The organism is Flexivirga endophytica (assembly GCF_014640635.1).
GTDB lineage: Bacteria > Actinomycetota > Actinomycetes > Actinomycetales > Dermatophilaceae > Flexivirga > Flexivirga endophytica.
Window position 1 is genome coordinate 21,299 of record NZ_BMHI01000001.1, and the last position, 17,841, is coordinate 39,139.

Consider the following 17,841-nt stretch of genomic DNA (forward strand, 5'->3'; position numbering starts at 1 on the left):
CGGGTATGCCGTCATACAACCGCACGACGCTCCGCCGAGGGCGGCTGATCGCGGGCCTGTGCGCGCTCGCCGTGATGTCCACCGCGATCGCCGCACCCGCCTCCGCCGACGTCGACGACCAGAAGAAGAAGTCCGACCACAAGGTCGCCACCACCCAGCAGAACCTCGACGACACCTCCGCCGAACTCGTCAAGGTCAACAAGGCGTTGCTCTCGACCAACAAGAAGGTCGCCTCGGCGCAGACGAAGCTGAGGTCCGCGAACAACAGGGTGACCAAGGCCAACAACCACCTGAGTGACATGCGTTCGCAGCTGGCGATCGCCAAGGCGGACGAGACCAAGAACCAGAACACGCTGGACGTCAACAAGACCAAGCAGGCCAAGTCCAAGGTGCTCGTGGGTGGCATCGCCCGGCAGAGTTACATGTCCGGTGGTCTCGGCAATCTGCAGCTCACCCTGAACATCCTCACCAGCCACGGTGACGTCACCTCGAAGCTGTCGGTCGCCGACATGGTGATGCGCCAGCAGGGCGGGGTACTCAGCAAGCTGGCCAGCGAGCGCGCCACGGGCACGGCGGCGGGTGATCGGCTCAGCGCCGCGCGGCGTCGGATCGCGACGCTGACCATCAAGGCGAGCAATGCGCAGACGGCGGCCAAGACCGCCCAACGCAAGGCCACCAGCGCTCGCAACACCGTGGTCTCCCTGCAGAAGAGGCAGACCAAGCAGCGCAACGCGCTCGCCAAGCAGAAGAAGACCGAGCTCGCCAACCTCAAGAAGCAGAAGAAGGAGTCCGCGCGTCTGGAAGCGATCATCCGCAACCGCAACATCGCGGCGGCCAAGGCAGCCAAGCGTGCGCGGGAGACCGCGATCCGCAAGGCGAAGCCGCCGGTGGTGCACCACTCCAGCGGTGGCGCGGCCAGTCGTTCGAGCGGTGGCGGTGTGCTCGCCGCGCCGGGTCCGCTCGGATCGATCGTGTCCGGCTTCGGCTACCGGGTGAATCCGGTGCTCGGCGTCGGCATGCTGCACGCCGGTGACGACTTCCCCTACGCCTGCGGCACCCCGGTGCACGCGGCGCGTGGCGGCACCGTGGCCAGCACCGGTTGGGACAGCGCCGGAGGCAATTTCGTGCTGATCGACCACGGCTACATCGGCGGCGCCAACATCGCCAGCTACTACGCGCACTTCGAGCGGTCTGCGGTCGTGCACTCGGGTCAGCACGTGAGCAAGGGCCAGCTGATCGGCTATTCGGGTTCGACGGGTCGCTCGACCGGCTGCCACATGCATTTCGGTGTGATGGCCAACGGCCGCTGGGTCAACCCCATCCCGTACATCTCCTGATCGGAGCGGGTTCCGCGAAACAGGAGTGTGCCGAGGGCGCGCCATACAACGCGATCGGCATACGCCGGGTGTTTGCAGCGACACCGGGAAACCGAGTTGCCCCCGCTCCGTAGACTGGTCCAATGGCCAAGAAAGCGAAGAAGTCCGACAAGGACGAGCCGGCCAAGAAGGTCGTCGCCAGCAACCGGAAGGCGCGGCACGACTATCTGATCGAGGACACCGTCGAGGCCGGCCTCGTGCTGACCGGCACCGAAGTTAAGAGCTTGCGCATGGGGCGTGCCTCCCTCGTCGACGGGTATGCCGACGAGCGGCACGGTGAGCTGTGGCTGGAGAACGTCCACATCCCCGAATACATCAACGGCAACTGGACCAACCACTCCACCAAGCGGCGTCGCAAGCTGCTGATGCACCGGCACGAGATCGACAAGCTCATCGGCAAGTCGCAGGAGGCCGGACACACGCTGATCCCGCTGTCGCTCTACTTCCTGAACGGCCGGGTCAAGGTCGAGATCGCGCTGGCCAAGGGCAAGCGGCAGTACGACAAGCGCCAGGCATTGCGGGAGCGGCAGGACAACCGTGAGGCAGAGCGGGCGATGTCGCGCGCCGTCCGCCGGGCGCACAGCCAGACCCGTTGACCGACCCAGGATCACTCTCACGGGGGATGCTTCTCACAGGCCGGCGACCTACGATCGAGGGATGAACGCGCCATACAGCCGCCGTCCCTGGCTGCGCTGGGCCGCACCCGGGGCCGCGCTCGCCGTCATCATCGCCGGCTCGCAGGCCGCCGCGCACTGGCCGGCCGACGCCGCCACCAACCTGCCGCCACGCACTGCCGCCCAGTTGCTGACCGATGTGCAACGCGCACAGCCGACCGCCTTGTCCGGCACGGTGACCGCCAAGATGTCTCTCGGCCTGCCCGACCTGCCGACCAGCGGTGGCAACCCGACCGATCCGCTCACCCTGCTGAGCGGGACGCATCAGGCCAAGGTCTGGTACGACGGCGATCGTCAGGCGCGCGTCGCCGTCCTGGGCGACTCCGCCGAGACCGACATCGTCAGCAACGACAAGGGCCTGTGGGTGTGGCAGAGCGCGGACCGGTCGGTTCTGCACGTCGCCGAGCCCTCGGGCGCCAAGGGCTTCAATGCGTATGGCGATCACGCGCGCTCCGATGACCGGGCGCGTCTGCCGGAGCAGCTGAGCACACCCGAGGGTGTTGCTGCGTGGGCACTGAAGATGCTCGACCCGACCACCTCGGTCACCACGACCAGCAACGACCGGGTCGCCGGCCGGGCGGCATACGAGTTGGTGCTGGCGCCGAAGACGAGCAACACCAAGATCGGCTCCATCCGTATCGCGATCGATGCCGACCATCACATTCCGTTGCGTGCCCAGGTCTTCGCCCGCGGCGCGAACAAACCGGCGGTCAACGTCGGCTTCAGCTCGATCAGTTTCACCAAGCCGTCGGCGAGCCGTTTCGACTTCACCCCGCCACCGGGCGCGAAGGTCACCACACCCAAGAAGGCGTTGCACGCAGCGCCGAAGGCCGTGCGGCACGACCGGCTCGGCGGCACTGCCAACACCGAGCTTCCGCGCGTCGTCGGCAAGGCTTGGTCGTCCGTGCTGGTCGGGAAGGTCCCGACGAAACCTGCTGCGAACACGAAGGATCGGAGCCTGCAGGACGCGTTGAAGCTGCTGCCCGAGGTGTCCGGCAGCTGGGGCCACGGCCGACTGCTCGACACCGCGCTGTTCAGTGCGGTCATCACCGACGACGGCCACTTCGCCGTCGGCGCGGTCCAACCGGCGACCCTGTATGCCGCCCTCGGCCGCAACTGACGAATTCACCGACGGCGCCGGGGATCGGCTCGTCGGCGCGGCGTTGGGTTCAGCGCTTGCAATCGAAACCCGCGGACTGACAAAGGTTTTCGGGGCTCAGCGTGCCGTCGACGGCATCGATCTGCAGGTGCCCACGGGGAGCGTCTACGGTTTCCTCGGTCCGAACGGCTCCGGCAAGACCACCACGATCCGGATGCTGCTCGGACTGGTGAGCCCGACCGACGGTGACCACGAGATCCTCGGCCATCCGATGCCGCAGGAGCTCACGACGGCGCTGCACCGGGTCGGTTCGCTCATCGAAGGTCCGGCCTTCCACTCCCACCTGTCGGGACTCGCCAACCTGCGTCGACTCGACGCCGCCGACGCTCGCTCCGACGCATCGAGCAGTGAGCGTCGGGTCCATGAAGCGCTCGACCGGGTCGGCCTGAAACCTGCTGCCAACAAACGGTTCCGGACCTATTCGCTCGGCATGAAGCAGCGGCTTGCGATAGCTGCGGCGCTGCTCGCGCCACGCGATCTGCTCGTGCTCGACGAGCCCACCAACGGGCTGGACCCGCAGGGGACACGTGAGGTCCGACATCTGGTGAGCACGCTTGCTGCCGAGGGCATCACCGTGCTGATCTCCAGCCATTTGCTCGGCGAGATCCAGCAGATCTGCTCGCACGTCGGCGTGATGCGTGCCGGGCAACTGGTGGCGCAGGGCAGCATCGAGGAGTTGCGTGCCACGCAGACGGCACAGTTGGTCGTGCACACGCCCGACCCGCGGTTGGCGGCCGAGGTGCTCACCCGCGTCGGCGTGGCCGCGGTCCGATACGAAGACGAGGTCGTGACAGGGGAGCCGGGAGCCGAGCCGCCAGAGCGCATCTCGGCCGCGCTCGCGGACGCCGGCATACGACTACGAAGGTTCGCGATCGACCGGCCCAGCCTCGAGGACCTCTACGTGTCCCTCACCGGTGAAGGATTCGAGGTGCGCTCCTAATGACCACCACACGAAGTTCTCCGCTCGTTCCTCGCTCCGATACTTCGCGGGGGGCCCGGAAAGTCGGGCGCTTCTTCCTGTCCGAGCTGGGCCTGATCATGGGTCGCCGACGCAACCAGGCCGGGCTGCTGGTGCTCGCCGCGATGCCGGTCATCCTCGGAGTGGCGGTCCGACTCACCGAGAGCAACCCGCGCGGCGACGGACCGCCCAGCTTCGTCGACGACATCGTCGGCAACGGAGTCTTCCTGGCCTTCGCGGCGCTGACCTTCGAGCTGACGCTCTTCTTCCCGTTGGCGATCGCGATGGTTTCCGGCGACGCTATCGCGGGGGAGGCGCACAGTGGCACGTTGCGTTACCTGCTGACCGTGCCCGCTGGACGCACGCGAGTGCTCATCGTGAAATACCTTGGCATCGTTGCTGGTTCGTTCATCGCGGCACTGACCGTGACGGTCGTCAGCGCGCTGGTCGGCATACTCCTGTTCGGCACCGGACCGTTGACGACACTGTCCGGGGACCAGATCTCCCTCGGCACCGGACTGTGGCGCCTGCTGATCTCCGCCCTGTATGTCGCCGTCGGTCTCTGCGCGCTCGGCGCCCTCGGACTCTTCGTCTCGACGCTCACCGAGCAACCGATAGCCGCCACCGTCGCGGTCATGATCGTCACGGCCACGATGTGGGTGCTCGACGCCATTCCGCAGATCGCCTGGCTGCACCCGTGGCTGCTGGTGCACCACTGGACGGACTTCGCCGAGCTGATGCGGAATCCGCCCGACTTCAGCGGGATCGGCGACGGCCTGCTCGTCGCGGTCGGGTATGCCGTCGTCTGCCTGCTCGCCGCGTGGGCGCGCTTCGACGGCAAGGACATCACGAGTTGACGTAGCCTCACCTGCCATGGGGCGAAAGAGCGGATGGCGGACGGCAGCCGTCAAGGGTGCGATCGAGGTTCTCGACCCGATGGGGCAGAGCCACTTGCGGATCACCCACCAACCATCGGGCACGAACGCGACCTGGCACCCGGAGAAGGCCGGACGGATACCGCGGGACGCCGAGTGCCTGATAGAGACACCCTGGGGCGAGCAGGTGACCAGTGCGACTGCCAAGGACACGCCCATTCGCCGGAAGTCCGCGCTCCGCGAGGTGACGCTGGGCAGTCGCCGGTTCGTCTATCGCCATACATCCGACCGACGTTCGGTCGTCGAGCGTGACGGCCTGCAGATCGCTGCCGTGCACAAGAGTTGGCAGCACGTATGGAGCGGGCGCCGACCGAGCTTCCGAGATCTCGGCTTCACCATGGATGCGCCGCCGACTCTCGATCCGTTCGACGAGGCGGTGATCGTGGCTTTCGCAGCCGTCATCGGCACGCCCGGCCACGAAGGCGCGTTCACCAGCATCTGTCGCTTCGTGCCGCTGCTGGTGCTCGAAGGACCCTGATCGACCGGCTCGGCCGGCTCGACTGGCCGTCCCCGGCCCGGCGACGTCAGTCCGTCCGGTGCTGCTCGTGCGCGGTGTGCGCGATGGGGTTGGCCAGTGTGCCTACCAACTGCAGGGCACCGGTCGGATCGGCGAGGTCGACCATCTGCTCGTTGTTCCGCAACTGCAGCCGATTGAGGCAGGAGTGCGCGAATTCGTCGGCGAACAGATCGAATCGGTCGAACCTGTCCTGCAACTGCGGCGCCGAGCGCTGATAGTCCGCTGCTGCCACAGCAACCGTGGCCCAGAAGGCAGCCGGATCGAGCATGTCCTCCGCGGCCAGGATTGCGCTCAGGTGTCGCAGGAAGCCGTCGAACACATCGGTGAAGATCGACAGCAGCTGGATGTCCTCCGGCACGTCGACCCGCACTCGTTCGACCTCCTCGGGAAGCGGGGTGTCGGCGGACATCACCGCGATCTCCTCGGCGAGGTCCTTCATGATGACCCGCTCGACCGCGCCGTTGTCGAGCACCAGGATGACGTTCTCGCCGTGCGGCATGAAGGCCAGGCCGTAGCGGTAGAAGCAGTGCAGCAGCGGCACGAGGTAGGCGTCGAGGTAGCCGCGCAGCCACTGCGTCGGGGTGAGTCCGGACTGCTCGATCAGGGCGCCGGCGATCGATCGGCCGTCGCGGTCGACGTGCAGCAGGGCGGCCATCGTCGACAGTTCGCGGCCGGGTTCGAGCTGGGCGACCGGACTCTCCCGCCAGAGCGCGGCAAGCATCTTGCGATAGGGGGAGTGGCGATCGGTCGCTGCCTCGAACTGCGCCGCGTGATAGCCGACGGCCGCGCGTTCGCGGATGATGCCGACGCCGGTGCGTTTCAACGAGTCGTCACCGGCGACCAGGTCGGCGAGCCAATCGTTGATCGCCGGAGTCGCCTTCATGTATGCCGCGGAGAGCCCACGCATGAAGCCCATGTTGACCACCGAGAGGGCCGTCTTCACATAGTGTTTCGTCGGGTCGGAGACATTGAAGAAGGTCCGCACCGACTGCTGCGCGCGATAGGCGTCGGTGCTTGCGCCGAGGAACACCAGCCGCTGCTGGGCGACCTCCGCAGCGAACGTGACCGACAGCTTGTTCCACCACTGCCAGGGATGCACCGGGATGAGTGTGTGGTCGGCCGGCCGCAGCCCGCGATCACGCAGCTGTCGGTCGAAGTCGTCGACCTGCGCCCCGAGCTCGGAGCGGACGAACTCGTCGTACGACGTGTCACGGCAGGAGGTGAAGGTAGCGAGGTCACGCCGCGCCGCCAGCCACAACAGGTGCACATCCTGCGCGGATTCCGGTGCGAATGCCTGGTGTTCGTGCGATCCCCAGCCGACGCGGCCGCTGTTCGCGATGAAGCAGGGGTGCCCACCCACCATGCCGGCCTCGATGTCCTGGAAACCGGCAGCGACCAGTTCTCGACTCGTCGGTGGCCGCCCGGACAGCTTGAACGCGACAGCCGACAGCGTTGCCGCGATCTCTTCGAGGTACACCGGCAGCACTTCGTCCGAGAGGCCGAGCTCGGTGCGGAAATCGAGCACGAACTGCAACAGGTCGAGCGGGCGGTCCTCACCGGCGATGGTGCAGGTCACCGTAGGGGTGTCGATCTGCCAGTGGTCGAGTGGGAGCAGGCGAGCCGTGAAGGAGTAGGTCGAGTCACCGTCGTGCGGGGTGACGGACCAGCGACCGCCGCCGAGCTCGCTCGGGGCCAGCAGTCGTTCGTGACTGAACTCGCTGAGGGCTTTGGTCAGCAGGAACCGGTTCGCGGCGGCCCAGTCGGCCGGGTTGAGATGAGCGCACGTCGTGTCGGCATGGACGGGGTAAGGGCTGATGGTCACGGGACTTTCCTGAGGGTCGTGGCGGTCCGGAATGCTTCGCGGGTGCACACGCTCAGCAAGGCGGTCTTCTCCGGCAGGGTGGTCTCACGTAGTGGCACGAAGCCGACGGCCTCGTTGAGCCGGTGGACTGCGGTGTTGCGTACATCCGGCTCGACGACCACCCGGCGCACCGAGTCGTCGGCGAAGATCGCCGTCAGCACGGCCGAGATGACCGATCGGGTGAAGCCGTGGCGGGGCCTATCTGTCGGGGCGACCAGGAAGTGCATGCCGATGTCGCCCGGCTCGGCGTCGTACGCGCCGACGAGTTCGACGTGTGCCGGGTCGTAACGCTCCATCAGGAATGCCGGCGTCCCGTTCACGTAGCCGAGGAAGGCGTCGTGGTGGGGATCGGCGGCGATGCGCCGGTGCTCGGTGATGACGTCCTCGACAGAGGCATCAGCCATCATCCAGAAACTCGCCTTCGGGTGCGTCACCCATGACTGCACGACGGCGGCGTCGGACGCGGGATGGACCGGCCGGACGGCGAATTCGCCGCGTGCGTCGCGGTAGACGGTGCGCGGTGTGGTGGTCACGAGACCGCCCCCGCGGGCGCGCCGAACTCCTGGAACGCGATCGACTTCTCGACCGGATAAGGCTCTCGGCCGGTCAGTTCCCGCACGATGCACGAGTTGCGGTAGGCGCCCATCCCGAGGTCGGGCGACGACACGCTGTGCACGTGCTCACCGGCGCTCTGCACGAAGACATTGCCTCCGTCATGGTCCACCGAGTAGTTGCGAGCGATGTCGAACCTGCCCCTGCTGTCGAAGCGGAGGCGGTCGCGGATCGGCGCCAGGAACTCCGGAACCGGGTGGTGGTAGCCGGTGGCGAAGACGAGGCCCTCGGTCTGCAGCGTGAAGGCCCGATCCTGTTCGTGCTGATGTAACCCCAAGGAATACGAACCTGATGCGGCGTCATAGGTGGCGCTCTCCAGGGTCGTGTTGGTGAGCATCCGAGTGGTCGGCGCCGAGTGCAGGCTCTGTGCGTAGAGCTCGTCGAAGATGCCGTTGATGAGGTCGGCATCGATGCCCTTGGACAGCGACTTCTGCTGCTTCGCCAACCGGTGACGATCGTCCTCGGAGAGCGCGCTGAAGTAGTCGATGTAGTCGGGTGAGGTCATCTCGAGGGTCAGCTTGGTGTACTCCAGCGGGAAGAACCTGGGCGATCGGGTCACCCAGTTCAGTTGATAGCCAAGGGTTTCCTGGTCGCTCAAGAGATCGGAGAAGACCTCTGCTGCACTCTGGCCGCTGCCGATGACCGTGATGCTGCGCTTGGCCTGGAGAGCATCCTTGCGGGGCAAGTAATGAGCGTTGTGAACTGCATCGCCCGTCAGGCCGTGCGCGGCCGGTGGCAGGTAGGGGCTGCTGCCGGTGCCCAGGACCAGCTTCCGAGCGCGATGCTCGACGAGCTCGGCGGAGTCCGAGCGTCGCGAGATGACCCGGTAGGTCGCGTCCGTCTCGTCATACGTGATGGTCTGCACGTCGTGCCCGAACCGGATAGAGCCCAGGCCGTCTGCGGCCCAGCGGCAGTACTCGTTGTATTCACGCCGCAGCGGGAAGAACGATTCCCGGATGTAGAACGGGTAGATCCGCTCGCGTTGCTTCAGGAAGTTCAGGAAGCTGAACGGCGACGTGGGGTCGGCGAGTGTGACCAGGTCCGCGAGGAACGGCACCTGCAGGGTGACACCGGGCAGCATCATGCCCGGGTGCCAGTCGAACGACGCACCGCGTTCGAGGAAGACACCGTCGAGGTCGTCGAGCGGTTCGGTGAGGCACGCCAACCCGAGGTTGAACGGGCCGAGGCCGACAGCGACGAAATCATGCGTGGTCATGGTGTGCTCCTCGCTTCAGGACGCCAGCGACGGCTCGGCGGGCAGCGGGGCAGACGCGTACGCGGCGATGAGCTCGAGCACCTCTGCGATGTCGTCGAGAGTTGTTCGTGGGTTGAGCAGGGTGAACTTCAGGAAGGTGCGGTCGTCGACGACGGTGCTTGCGATCATCGCCTCGGCGTTCGCCGAGAGTGCCGTCCGCGCAGCCAGGTTCGCCGCATCCAGCAGCTCCGGATCGAGCTCCGCGGCGTCGCTCGGAGCGAACCGGAACACGACGGTGCTCAGGTCGGACGTCGTGACGACGGTGAAGCGGGTGTCCGTGGCGATGAGTTCGTAGGCGGCGGAAGCAAGTTCGATGACACGGTCGAAGAGCTCGCCCACGGCGTCGGCGCCCATGACGCGCAGCGTGAGCCAGAGCTTCAGCGCGTCGAAGCGGCGGGTCGTCTGCAGGCTCTTGTCTACCTGGTTCGGGATGCCGGCGCGCGCCATACGTGCTGGATTCAGATAGTCGGCGTGGTGCCTGCCCGGGTCCATCCACTCGGCACGACGGACCAGGACCGCGCTGGCACTGACCGGCTGGAAGAACGACTTGTGGAAGTCGATGGTTGCGGAGTGCGCGCGCTCGATGCCACGTAGGAGGCTTCGGCGCGTGGGCGAGACCAGCAGTCCGCCACCGTATGCCGCATCCACGTGCAGCCACACGGATTCGGGCTGTCGATCGACGATGTCGGCGATCTCGTCGAGCGGGTCGATCACGCCGAAGTCGGTGGTGCCGGCGGTCGCCACGACCGCCATCGGGATCGAGCCGTCGGCTCTCGCGGCGACGATGGCCGAGCGCAGTTCGTCCGTGTTCATGCGTCGGTTGCTGTCGGTGGCGACCGCGTGGACGGCCTCGGCAGGCAGGCCGAGTAGCCGCGCAGCAGTGCGAACGCTGAAATGACTGTCAGCAGAGGTGAAAACGCGCAGTCGGGAGACCGCCTCGACTCGATCGACGCCCCGACAGGCGAGGGCATGCTCCCGGGCCAGGTAGAGCGCGTGCAGGTTGGACTGGGTGCCGCCGCTGGTGAAGATGCCGTCCGCGAACTGCGGGTTGAACCCGAGCCGTTTGCAGGTCCAGTCGATGAGGCGTTGCTCGATCAGGGTGCCGCCGCCGCTCTGATCCCAGGTGTCCAGCGACGAATTGACAGCACTCGCAATGGCATCCGCAGCCACGGCGGGCGTTGCGACAGGGCAGTTGAGGTGCGCGAGGTAGCGCGGATGATGGAAGTAGACCGCGTCTCGCAGATAGAGATCATCGAGTTCGCGCAGTGCACTGGATGTGTCGTCGAGGGGGCGGCTGAGGTCGATCGACTCGACGGCGCGCCGCGCGGCGCGATGGTCGACGCCCGAGAACGGCGCGGTGCAGTTCGTAAGCCGCCTGGACACGGTGGCGATGGCTCCGGCCAGATCACCTTCGTAGCGGTTGGGGCTGTGTCCGTCGAGCAGGAAATCGGCCGGGTCCGGGGGCAGGGGCATCGCGTCCTCTCATTGTTGGGTAGGCAAGCCTAACCTAACAAGACAGAGGAGCATTGGCGCAACGTGGCATCAGCCACATTCGAATTCGTATGGCGCACAACGGGATCGCGGCCGTCGCGCCATACGGGACACGGCGGGAGCGCGAAAGACCCCGAGAACGAGGCGTTCTCGGGGCCTTTCGGTGCAACGGGTCAGTCGACCGCCTTGCGCGTCAGCCGCCACTGGGTGACCGCGGAATACAGGGCAGCCAGGACGAGCAGCATCACGATCGACAGGATGAACACTCCGGCAGAGTGCTTCCACAACGGATCGGTCTGTGACGCCAGGATGTTGCGGACATCGGTGGTCGCGGCGGAGCCGGCATACCCCCACCGGGCGGGTGTCAGCCAGGAGAACTGCTCGAGGCCGATCCGTCCGTTGACGGGGAAGAGACCACCGCACAGGGCCAGTTGGGCCATGATCGAGATGACCAGCGCCGGCATCGCCTGCTCCGACGTCTTGACCACGCTGGACAACAGCAGGCCGAGCGATGCCGCGGCGAACGCCGTCAGCCAGCACGCGATGATGATCTCCAGCATCGGCGACCCGAAGAGGATCGCGCCGTCGGGCATCGGCTTGCGCAGGCTCACCAGACCGACCATCAGGATCGACTGGAGCAGGTTGAGGACACCGAAGATCGTCAGCTTGCCGGCGAGATAGGCCTGCGGCGACAAGCCGACCGCGCGTTCGCGGTGATAGATCGCCCGCTCGCCGACGAGCTCGCGGATCGTCGCGGCGGTGCCCATGAAGACCGCACCGATGATCAGGAAGACCAGCAGTTGCAACGGCTCGGTGGTGTGGAACTTCACCTGGCCCGGGCCGGTGCCCAGCGGTGGCTGTTGTTTCAGACCGTGGCTTCCGGGCACCAGCATCGCGACCAGCGCGAGCGCGATGGGCAGCAGCAGCATGAAGATCGAATAGCCCCGGTCCGCGAGTATGACGCGGACATGACGCCGGGCCAGCGTCGACAGCTGTGACGGGATGCTCTGCTGCCGCGGCGGCTTCTCCAAGGGCGGCGGCTCGCGGCGCGGGGCGCTGAGCGGCCCCTCGACCTGCTCGTCCTCCAGCGGTGACTCCTTGAAGCGCCGCTGGGCGCCGTCGGGGTCCGCGGTCACCGAGGTGAAGACGTCGGCGAAGTCGGCGCTGCCGAAGAACGACAGCATCTCGTTCGGGGGGCCGAAGTAGGCGACCTTGCCGCCCGGTGCCAGCAACAGCACCTTGTCGCACACGTTGAGGTTGGCGACGCTGTGCGTGATGACGCCGACCGTGCGACCGCCGTCGGCCAGCTGCCGCAGCGTCTGCATGACCTGCTTGTCCAGGCCCGGGTCCAGCCCGGACGTGGGCTCGTCGAGGAAGAGCAGCGACGGCTGGGTCAGCAGTTCGAGCAGGACCGAGGTGCGCTTGCGCTGGCCGCCGGAGAGTTTGTCGACGCGCGTGTGGGCGTGCTCGGTGAGGCCGAGCTCGGCCATCACCTCGTCGACGCGCCGGTTGCGCAGCTCGGCGGGCAGGTCGTCGGGGAAGCGGAGCTCGGCGGCGAAGCGCAGCGCCTGCTGGACCGTGAGCTGCCGGTGCACGACGTCGTCCTGCGGGACGACACCGATGCGGTGCCGCAGGTCCTGGAAGTTCTTGTAGAGGTCTCGTCCGTCGTAGTAGACCTCACCCTCGGTCGCGGGCTGCGAGCCGATCAGCGCCTTCAGCATCGTCGACTTGCCGGCGCCGGACGGACCGATGATCGCCAGCAGGCTGGAGCCCTCGAGCGCGAAGGACACGTCGTCCAGCAGCTTCTTGCCCTCCGGCAGGGTGAAGCTGAGGTGGTTGGCGACGAAGTTGACGTCACCTTCGTCGACGCTGGCGACCAGTTGCCCGTGGCGGACGGTGAAGCGGGAGTGGCCGACGGCCAGCAGGTCGCCCTCGCCCAGGTGGGCGCCCATGATGCGTTGACCATTGACGTAGGTGCCGTTGCGGCTGCCGAGATCCTGCACGTCATATCCGCCGTGCGACGGCACCAGGCGGGCGTGCTGGCGAGAGGCCAGCAGGTCGTCCACGACGATCTGGTTCTCGAGGCCGCGACCGATGGTGATGGCGCCGCCGTGGCCGCCCGCCGGGCCGGGATCGACCGGCATGACCTGTGGGGTCGAGCCGGTGACGGTGGCGTGGCCGGACGGCGTGATGGGCGCCCGCTGCTCGATCGGACCGCTGGGCAGTGAGTAGCGATCGAACACGACGCCGGTGTTGCTCGGCGCCGACGGGAGCGCGACCCGTTGCTTGCGCTCCCGGGTCGGCAGTGGCTGGCTGGTCGACCTGGCACGCGCCGACTGGGTCTGTTGCTGCGGCTGCTGCGGTCGCTGCGAGTGCGCGGGCAGTGACACCGCCGCGGCAGGAGCCGGCTGCTGGGATGCGCTCGGCGTGCGCACGCCTTGAGCCGGCGTCTGTGGAGTGCGTATGGCGGCTCCGCTCGGCGCCGCCTGGAAGCGCACCTCGGGTCCGGCCGCACCGCCGATCCGCAGCGTGCTGCCCGGGCCGACGGCCATCGGCGCACTGATCCTGGTGCCGTCCAGGAAAGTGCCGTTGGAACTGCCCCGATCGGTGACCGTCAGCTGCGTGCCGTCGAGCCGCAACTCCGCATGGCGACGGGACGCGAGGGCGTCGGTGATGACCAGATCACAGTCGAGCCCTCGGCCGATGACGACGGTCTGACCCGATTCCAACGGGACGGTCCGGCCTTCGCAGGAGACCCGGACGGAGAAGTTGGTAGCGATGACTGCTGCCCCTATGTACTCGATACGGCGCAGCGATGCTGCCGCCATGTGCATGTGTCAAGTTGACTGCACCCTATCGAGGATCGACCGCTCAGACGTTCAGCAGCCAGCCATCGCGTACTTCGAACGTGGCGGCGCCGATGCCGATGCGGTCGCCCTCGGACAGATGCGTGCGTTCGACGCGCCGTCCATTGACATAGGTTCCGTTGCGGCTGCCCAGATCTTCCAGGACCAGCCCGTCCGCGTCCGCGGTGATGCGCACGTGCTGCCGGGAGACGAGCATGTCGTCGAGCACGATGGAGTTGTCCCGGCCGCGGCCGATGGTGAGCGCTTCCGGCTCCGGCTCGGCCGCCGGGTCCGCGACAGCGGGCGTCGTGACGGTCGCCGCCTCGTTGATCGAGGTGTCGTGCTGCGCCGGGGCGTCGTACGAGGGCCACTGCTGCTGCGGTGCCTGTTGCGCGGGCATCTGCGGCTGCTGTTGAGGCAGCTGCGGCTCGGCGGCCGGCGGCTGGTAATGCTCGGCGACCGGGGCGGCGGGCGGCGCCGCCTGGTAGGACTGCGGAGTCGCGGACTGCGCCTCCTGGGAGGACTGCCAGTGGTCGGCGACCTCCTGCGCGGTCTGCGCGCTCCCGGCGGAGACCCATGGCTGGTCGTGACCGGCCGGGGGAGCGAACTGCTGCGGCTGCTCGTCGGCGGGCGGAGCGAACGGAGCCGGGCCGCGCCAGGGAGCCTGTTCGGGCTGCGGCGGGGCGGAACTCCAGTCGATCGGTGCCGGCTGGACGGGCTGCTGCCACTGCTGTTGGTCACCCCACGGCTGCTGGCCCTGGGGCGCATCCCACTGCTGGCCCTGGCCGTATGGCGGAGGCGCACCCTGCGCTGAGCCTGCGTCATACCCCTGACCGGGCTGCCCTGGGTATGGCGGTTGACCCCATTGCTGCTGATGATCCGGCTGCGAGGGGTCATACGGGTTGCTCATCGAGGCCTCCATACAAGCGACATCCGAGGTGGCTCGCGGCCGAGCAGGTTCCGCGGGCACTGATGCCCAGCGTAACCCGCGACGAAAGTGGGGCCGACCCGTTCGACTAACCTGTGAGTGAGGAGCCATCCACACGACTTCATACAGCACCCTGCGAAATGCCTCCGTGAGGAAGACGGGTCCCCGCGACGTATCGGAGCGAGGGACGAGCGGAGAACTTCGTGGGGTATTCGACTAGAGGCAGGTGCTGATGATCGACTCCACCAACACCCCGCAGGAACGCCCGCGCCCCGCGCACGGCCATCTCTCGACCGGTCGGCACCGGGTGGTGATCATCGGCTCCGGCTTCGGTGGTCTCTTCGCGGCGCGCAAGTTCGGCGGGGAGGACGTCGATGTGACGCTGATCTCCTCGACCGCCTACCACCTGTTCCAGCCGCTGCTCTACCAGGTCGCCACCGGCATCCTGTCCGAAGGACTGATCGCACCGACGACCCGCGAGGTGCTCGCCAAACAGAAGAACGTCGAGGTCGCGTTCGGCAAGGTGCGCGACATCGACCTGGACGAGCGGACCGTCACCGCAACGGCGCTCGGCGTCGAGACCAGCTACGACTACGACTCGCTGATCGTCGCTGCGGGGGCCGGCCAGTCCTACTTCGGCAACGACCACTTCGCCGACTTCGCACCCGGCATGAAGAGCATCGACGACGCACTGGAGCTGCGGGCGCGCATCTTCGGCGCCTTCGAGCTGGCCGAGCTGGCAGCCGCTTCCGGGCGGGACGAGGACCTGGACCGGCTGATGACGTTCGTCGTCGTCGGCGCCGGCCCCACCGGTGTGGAGATGGCCGGCCAGATAGCCGAGCTGTCCAGCCGCACCCTGCCGCACGACTTCCGGCACATCGCATCAGAGAAGGCGCACGTGATCCTGCTCGACGGTGCCGACAAGGTGCTCGGTGGCTTCGGCTCCCGGCTGGGCAAGAAGGCCGAGAAGCGCCTGACCGAGATGGGCGTCGACGTCCGGCTCAACGCCATGGTCACCGACGTCGACGCGTCCGGCATCGAATACCGCACTCCCTCAGGGGAAACCGAGCGCGTGCCCGCTTTGACGAAGGTCTGGGCGGCCGGTGTGCAGGCCAGCAGTCTGGGCAAGACGCTGAGTGAGCAGACCGGCGCCGAGCTGGACCGCGCGGGACGCATCGCGGTCAACCCGGACCTGACGCTGCCCGGGCATCCCGAGGTCTATGTCGTCGGCGACATGATCGCGCTGGACAACCTTCCGGGTGTCGCCCAGGTCGCCATACAGGGCGGGAAGTTCGCGGCCAAGCAGATCCTGCACCGGCTCAAGGGTGAGTCGACCGACGCGAAGTTCCACTACTTCGACAAGGGTTCGATGGCGACCATCTCGCGGTTCAGCGCGGTGGCCAGCGTCGGCAAGCTGCGCATGTCGGGCTTCCTCGCCTGGGTGATGTGGCTGGCCGTGCACCTCTGGTACATCATCGGATTCAAGAGTCAGATCACCACGTTCTTCCACTGGGCGGTGTCGTTCCTCGGCCGTTCGCGTGGGGAGCGCACAGCCACCGAGCAGCAGATCTTCGCGCGCAACGCGCTGAAACAGCTCGGTGACGACTTCGACCCGAAGCTGCGGCTGAGCCCCGGCCGGCCGATGCCGGAGCGTGTTCGCGCCTCGGACGACGAAGCGTCCTGACGCCATACACGAGACTGGGCGCCCCCGATCAGCATCGGGGGCGCCCAGTCTCGTTGTGGGGCAGTGGTTCTCAGCCGGCGGCGGGCTTGGTCAACAGGCAGCCGGCGACGGTGAGGTCGAGGCTGCGGTCGGCGGCCAGGCAGGTCGTGATCCAGTAGGTCTCCTGGGCGTAGCCCTCACCCTGGGTGGCGGTCGTGGTGCCGTCCTCGTTGACCTCGCACGGGTTGTTCATCGTGCACTGCTCGCCGTCCTCGTTGATGGTGTTGTTCACCGCGACGACCTCCCCGGAGGCGTCGTCGAGGACCGGTGATCCGGAGGAGCCGCCGATGATGTCGCAGCCCGGCATGCTGTAGCGGACCGAGTCGTGCATGGTCCAGTCCGCTTCCTTGAGCGTGTCGACGAATCCGTTGACCTCGCAGTGCCACGTGCGTTGCCAGTAGCCGGACGCGACCGTGATCGACGTCTTGTCGGCCGGTTTGCTGCTGGCCAGGGTGAGCGCCGCGATGCCCGTGTCGGCCGTGATCTCGTCATACGTGGCGTCCAGCTCGTAGAGGGAGATGTCGGTGCCGGTCATCGTGGAGTAGAGCAACCGGTCGGCGGCGACGGTGCCGACCGGGTCGCCGTCGGCGTTCAGCAGCTTGCCGGTCCGCGTGCTCGGTCGGTCGGTGATGACCTCGCCGGCGTCCGGCATACCGCCCTCGTAGCAGTGCCCGTTGGTGAGCATCAGCGCGTGGTCGGTGCCGGTGGACTGCGCGTAACGCACCAGCGATCCCGAGCAGTTGTCGAGGGCGATCGTGCCGGCCAGCGAGTCGCTCGCTGCGGCTTTCGTGCTCGCGACGCTCTTGGTCGCTTCGGGCACGGTGTGCGCGGATGCCGGTGCAGTTGTAGCGATTCCGGCGCAGCTGAGCATGGCGGTGGCCAGTGCCGCGTGGCGGAGAACCTTCATGAGGTTGGTCCCTTTCCCAAGGTGGTGACGGATGGGTCGGGGCACGACTCTGGTGTCCGGGCACCGTCCGCGTCAGGGAAGCCGGCCATTGATTACCGCGTCTTGGGCAAGTCCTGCACCGTCGCTGACCGGGTCCAGACGTTCCCTGTGAAGTCGCCGGGGTGCGGCATACCGACCGCCATACAACAGGGGAGGTAACCGGTGCGATCACCGAATGCCTCCCCCGTTGGGCGTTGTATGCCGCGGGTCAGCCCTCGTGCTTCTCCAGCGCGACGAGGACACCGGCAGCCGCGAAGTACTTGTTGGAGCCGAGATCCCGCACGGTCTTGATGCCGAGCAGGTCCTTCAACGCCTCGGTATGACGCGGCGTGAGACCGGCGAGCGCGTCGACCGGTGCATCCAGGATCTCCGCGAGAGTCTTGTCCTCGTAGGCCTTGTCGAGCTTCTTGGCGAGATTGACCGAAACTGCCATGGCACGTCCTCCGAAAGGTTCTGAGTGGTGTGTTGCGGCCGGCCCGAGGTGGGTCGGGACACCGTGATCGTCCCGCCTGCCGCCCGCGCTGACAAGACCCGACCCGAGACTCCCAGGAAACGCACGG

Annotated in this window: 15 protein-coding genes; 7 read left to right on the top strand and 8 right to left on the bottom strand. The window is 67.2% G+C overall.

Going from position 1 to position 17,841, the window contains the following annotated elements; genetic code table 11:
• Positions 1 to 5: 5 nt before the first annotated feature.
• The 6 genes from IEX71_RS00120 (at position 6) to IEX71_RS00145 (ending at position 5,580) form a co-directional block, all read left to right on the top strand.
• On the top strand, positions 6 to 1,337 hold the full coding sequence (locus tag IEX71_RS00120; RefSeq protein WP_188834962.1) for a M23 family metallopeptidase: 1,332 nt from the start codon (positions 6 to 8) through the stop codon (positions 1,335 to 1,337).
• 122 nt (positions 1,338 to 1,459) lie between these two features.
• Complete coding sequence (gene smpB, locus IEX71_RS00125; protein ID WP_188834963.1) at positions 1,460 to 1,972, top strand: SsrA-binding protein SmpB; 513 nt, start codon at positions 1,460 to 1,462, stop codon at positions 1,970 to 1,972.
• A 61-nt stretch (positions 1,973 to 2,033) separates the two neighbouring features.
• Positions 2,034 to 3,170, top strand: coding sequence for a LolA family protein (locus IEX71_RS00130; RefSeq protein WP_188834964.1), 1,137 nt, complete (start codon positions 2,034 to 2,036; stop codon positions 3,168 to 3,170).
• Positions 3,148 to 4,149, top strand: a complete 1,002-nt coding sequence (locus tag IEX71_RS00135; protein WP_188834965.1) for an ABC transporter ATP-binding protein — start codon at positions 3,148 to 3,150, stop codon at positions 4,147 to 4,149. The genes IEX71_RS00130 and IEX71_RS00135 overlap by 23 nt, the downstream gene beginning before the upstream one ends.
• Entirely contained in the window at positions 4,149 to 5,024 is an 876-nt protein-coding gene (locus IEX71_RS00140; RefSeq protein ID WP_188834966.1) for an ABC transporter permease, read from the top strand. The genes IEX71_RS00135 and IEX71_RS00140 overlap by 1 nt, the downstream gene beginning before the upstream one ends.
• 16 nt (positions 5,025 to 5,040) lie before the next feature.
• Positions 5,041 to 5,580: a hypothetical protein gene (locus IEX71_RS00145; protein WP_188834967.1), complete on the top strand. Its 540-nt coding sequence runs from the start codon at positions 5,041 to 5,043 to the stop codon at positions 5,578 to 5,580.
• A gap of 46 nt (positions 5,581 to 5,626) precedes the next feature.
• Here the strand turns inward: IEX71_RS00145 and IEX71_RS00150 are convergent, their stop codons facing one another.
• The 6 genes from IEX71_RS00150 to IEX71_RS00175 form a co-directional block, all read right to left on the bottom strand.
• The gene (locus IEX71_RS00150) at positions 5,627 to 7,441 is read right to left on the bottom strand and encodes an IucA/IucC family protein (protein WP_229749337.1); all 1,815 of its coding nucleotides are present in this window, start codon (positions 7,439 to 7,441) and stop codon (positions 5,627 to 5,629) included.
• Positions 7,438 to 8,013 (bottom strand): GNAT family N-acetyltransferase, encoded by a 576-nt coding sequence (locus tag IEX71_RS00155; RefSeq protein ID WP_188834968.1) that lies wholly within the window; start codon positions 8,011 to 8,013, stop codon positions 7,438 to 7,440. Before IEX71_RS00155 ends, IEX71_RS00150 begins: the two co-directional genes overlap by 4 nt.
• Complete coding sequence (locus tag IEX71_RS00160; protein WP_188834969.1) at positions 8,010 to 9,308, bottom strand: lysine N(6)-hydroxylase/L-ornithine N(5)-oxygenase family protein; 1,299 nt, start codon at positions 9,306 to 9,308, stop codon at positions 8,010 to 8,012. Before IEX71_RS00160 ends, IEX71_RS00155 begins: the two co-directional genes overlap by 4 nt.
• 15 nt (positions 9,309 to 9,323) lie before the next feature.
• Positions 9,324 to 10,820: a pyridoxal phosphate-dependent decarboxylase family protein gene (locus IEX71_RS00165; protein WP_188834970.1), complete on the bottom strand. Its 1,497-nt coding sequence runs from the start codon at positions 10,818 to 10,820 to the stop codon at positions 9,324 to 9,326.
• A gap of 191 nt (positions 10,821 to 11,011) precedes the next feature.
• The gene (locus IEX71_RS00170) at positions 11,012 to 13,672 is read right to left on the bottom strand and encodes an FHA domain-containing protein (protein WP_229749338.1); all 2,661 of its coding nucleotides are present in this window, start codon (positions 13,670 to 13,672) and stop codon (positions 11,012 to 11,014) included.
• Between the two features lie 37 nt (positions 13,673 to 13,709).
• On the bottom strand, positions 13,710 to 14,594 hold the full coding sequence (locus IEX71_RS00175) for an FHA domain-containing protein (RefSeq protein ID WP_188834971.1): 885 nt from the start codon (positions 14,592 to 14,594) through the stop codon (positions 13,710 to 13,712).
• A gap of 250 nt (positions 14,595 to 14,844) precedes the next feature.
• Between IEX71_RS00175 and IEX71_RS00180 the strand changes: the two genes are divergently transcribed.
• Entirely contained in the window at positions 14,845 to 16,296 is a 1,452-nt protein-coding gene (locus tag IEX71_RS00180; protein WP_188834972.1) for an NAD(P)/FAD-dependent oxidoreductase, read from the top strand.
• 70 nt (positions 16,297 to 16,366) lie between these two features.
• Here IEX71_RS00180 and IEX71_RS00185 read toward each other — a convergent pair whose 3' ends face one another.
• Positions 16,367 to 17,242 carry a trypsin-like serine peptidase gene (locus tag IEX71_RS00185; protein ID WP_188834973.1) on the bottom strand — a complete coding sequence of 292 codons (876 nt, stop codon included), beginning with the start codon at positions 17,240 to 17,242 and terminating at the stop codon, positions 16,367 to 16,369.
• A 247-nt stretch (positions 17,243 to 17,489) separates the two neighbouring features.
• Positions 17,490 to 17,714, bottom strand: a complete 225-nt coding sequence (locus tag IEX71_RS00190; protein WP_188834974.1) for a hypothetical protein — start codon at positions 17,712 to 17,714, stop codon at positions 17,490 to 17,492.
• Between the last annotated feature and the right edge of the window lie 127 nt (positions 17,715 to 17,841).

Coding starts and splice junctions, on each gene's coding strand:
- IEX71_RS00120 (WP_188834962.1), top strand. CDS start 6: ATGCCGTCATACAACCGCACGACGCTCCGCCGAGGGCGGCTGATCGCG.
- smpB (WP_188834963.1), top strand. CDS start 1,460: ATGGCCAAGAAAGCGAAGAAGTCCGACAAGGACGAGCCGGCCAAGAAG.
- IEX71_RS00130 (WP_188834964.1), top strand. CDS start 2,034: ATGAACGCGCCATACAGCCGCCGTCCCTGGCTGCGCTGGGCCGCACCC.
- IEX71_RS00135 (WP_188834965.1), top strand. CDS start 3,148: ATGCCGCCCTCGGCCGCAACTGACGAATTCACCGACGGCGCCGGGGAT.
- IEX71_RS00140 (WP_188834966.1), top strand. CDS start 4,149: ATGACCACCACACGAAGTTCTCCGCTCGTTCCTCGCTCCGATACTTCG.
- IEX71_RS00145 (WP_188834967.1), top strand. CDS start 5,041: ATGGGGCGAAAGAGCGGATGGCGGACGGCAGCCGTCAAGGGTGCGATC.
- IEX71_RS00160 (WP_188834969.1), bottom strand. CDS start 9,308: ATGACCACGCATGATTTCGTCGCTGTCGGCCTCGGCCCGTTCAACCTC.
- IEX71_RS00165 (WP_188834970.1), bottom strand. CDS start 10,820: ATGCCCCTGCCCCCGGACCCGGCCGATTTCCTGCTCGACGGACACAGC.
- IEX71_RS00170 (WP_229749338.1), bottom strand. CDS start 13,672: ATGCACATGGCGGCAGCATCGCTGCGCCGTATCGAGTACATAGGGGCA.
- IEX71_RS00175 (WP_188834971.1), bottom strand. CDS start 14,594: ATGAGCAACCCGTATGACCCCTCGCAGCCGGATCATCAGCAGCAATGG.
- IEX71_RS00180 (WP_188834972.1), top strand. CDS start 14,845: ATGATCGACTCCACCAACACCCCGCAGGAACGCCCGCGCCCCGCGCAC.
- IEX71_RS00185 (WP_188834973.1), bottom strand. CDS start 17,242: ATGAAGGTTCTCCGCCACGCGGCACTGGCCACCGCCATGCTCAGCTGC.
- IEX71_RS00190 (WP_188834974.1), bottom strand. CDS start 17,714: ATGGCAGTTTCGGTCAATCTCGCCAAGAAGCTCGACAAGGCCTACGAG.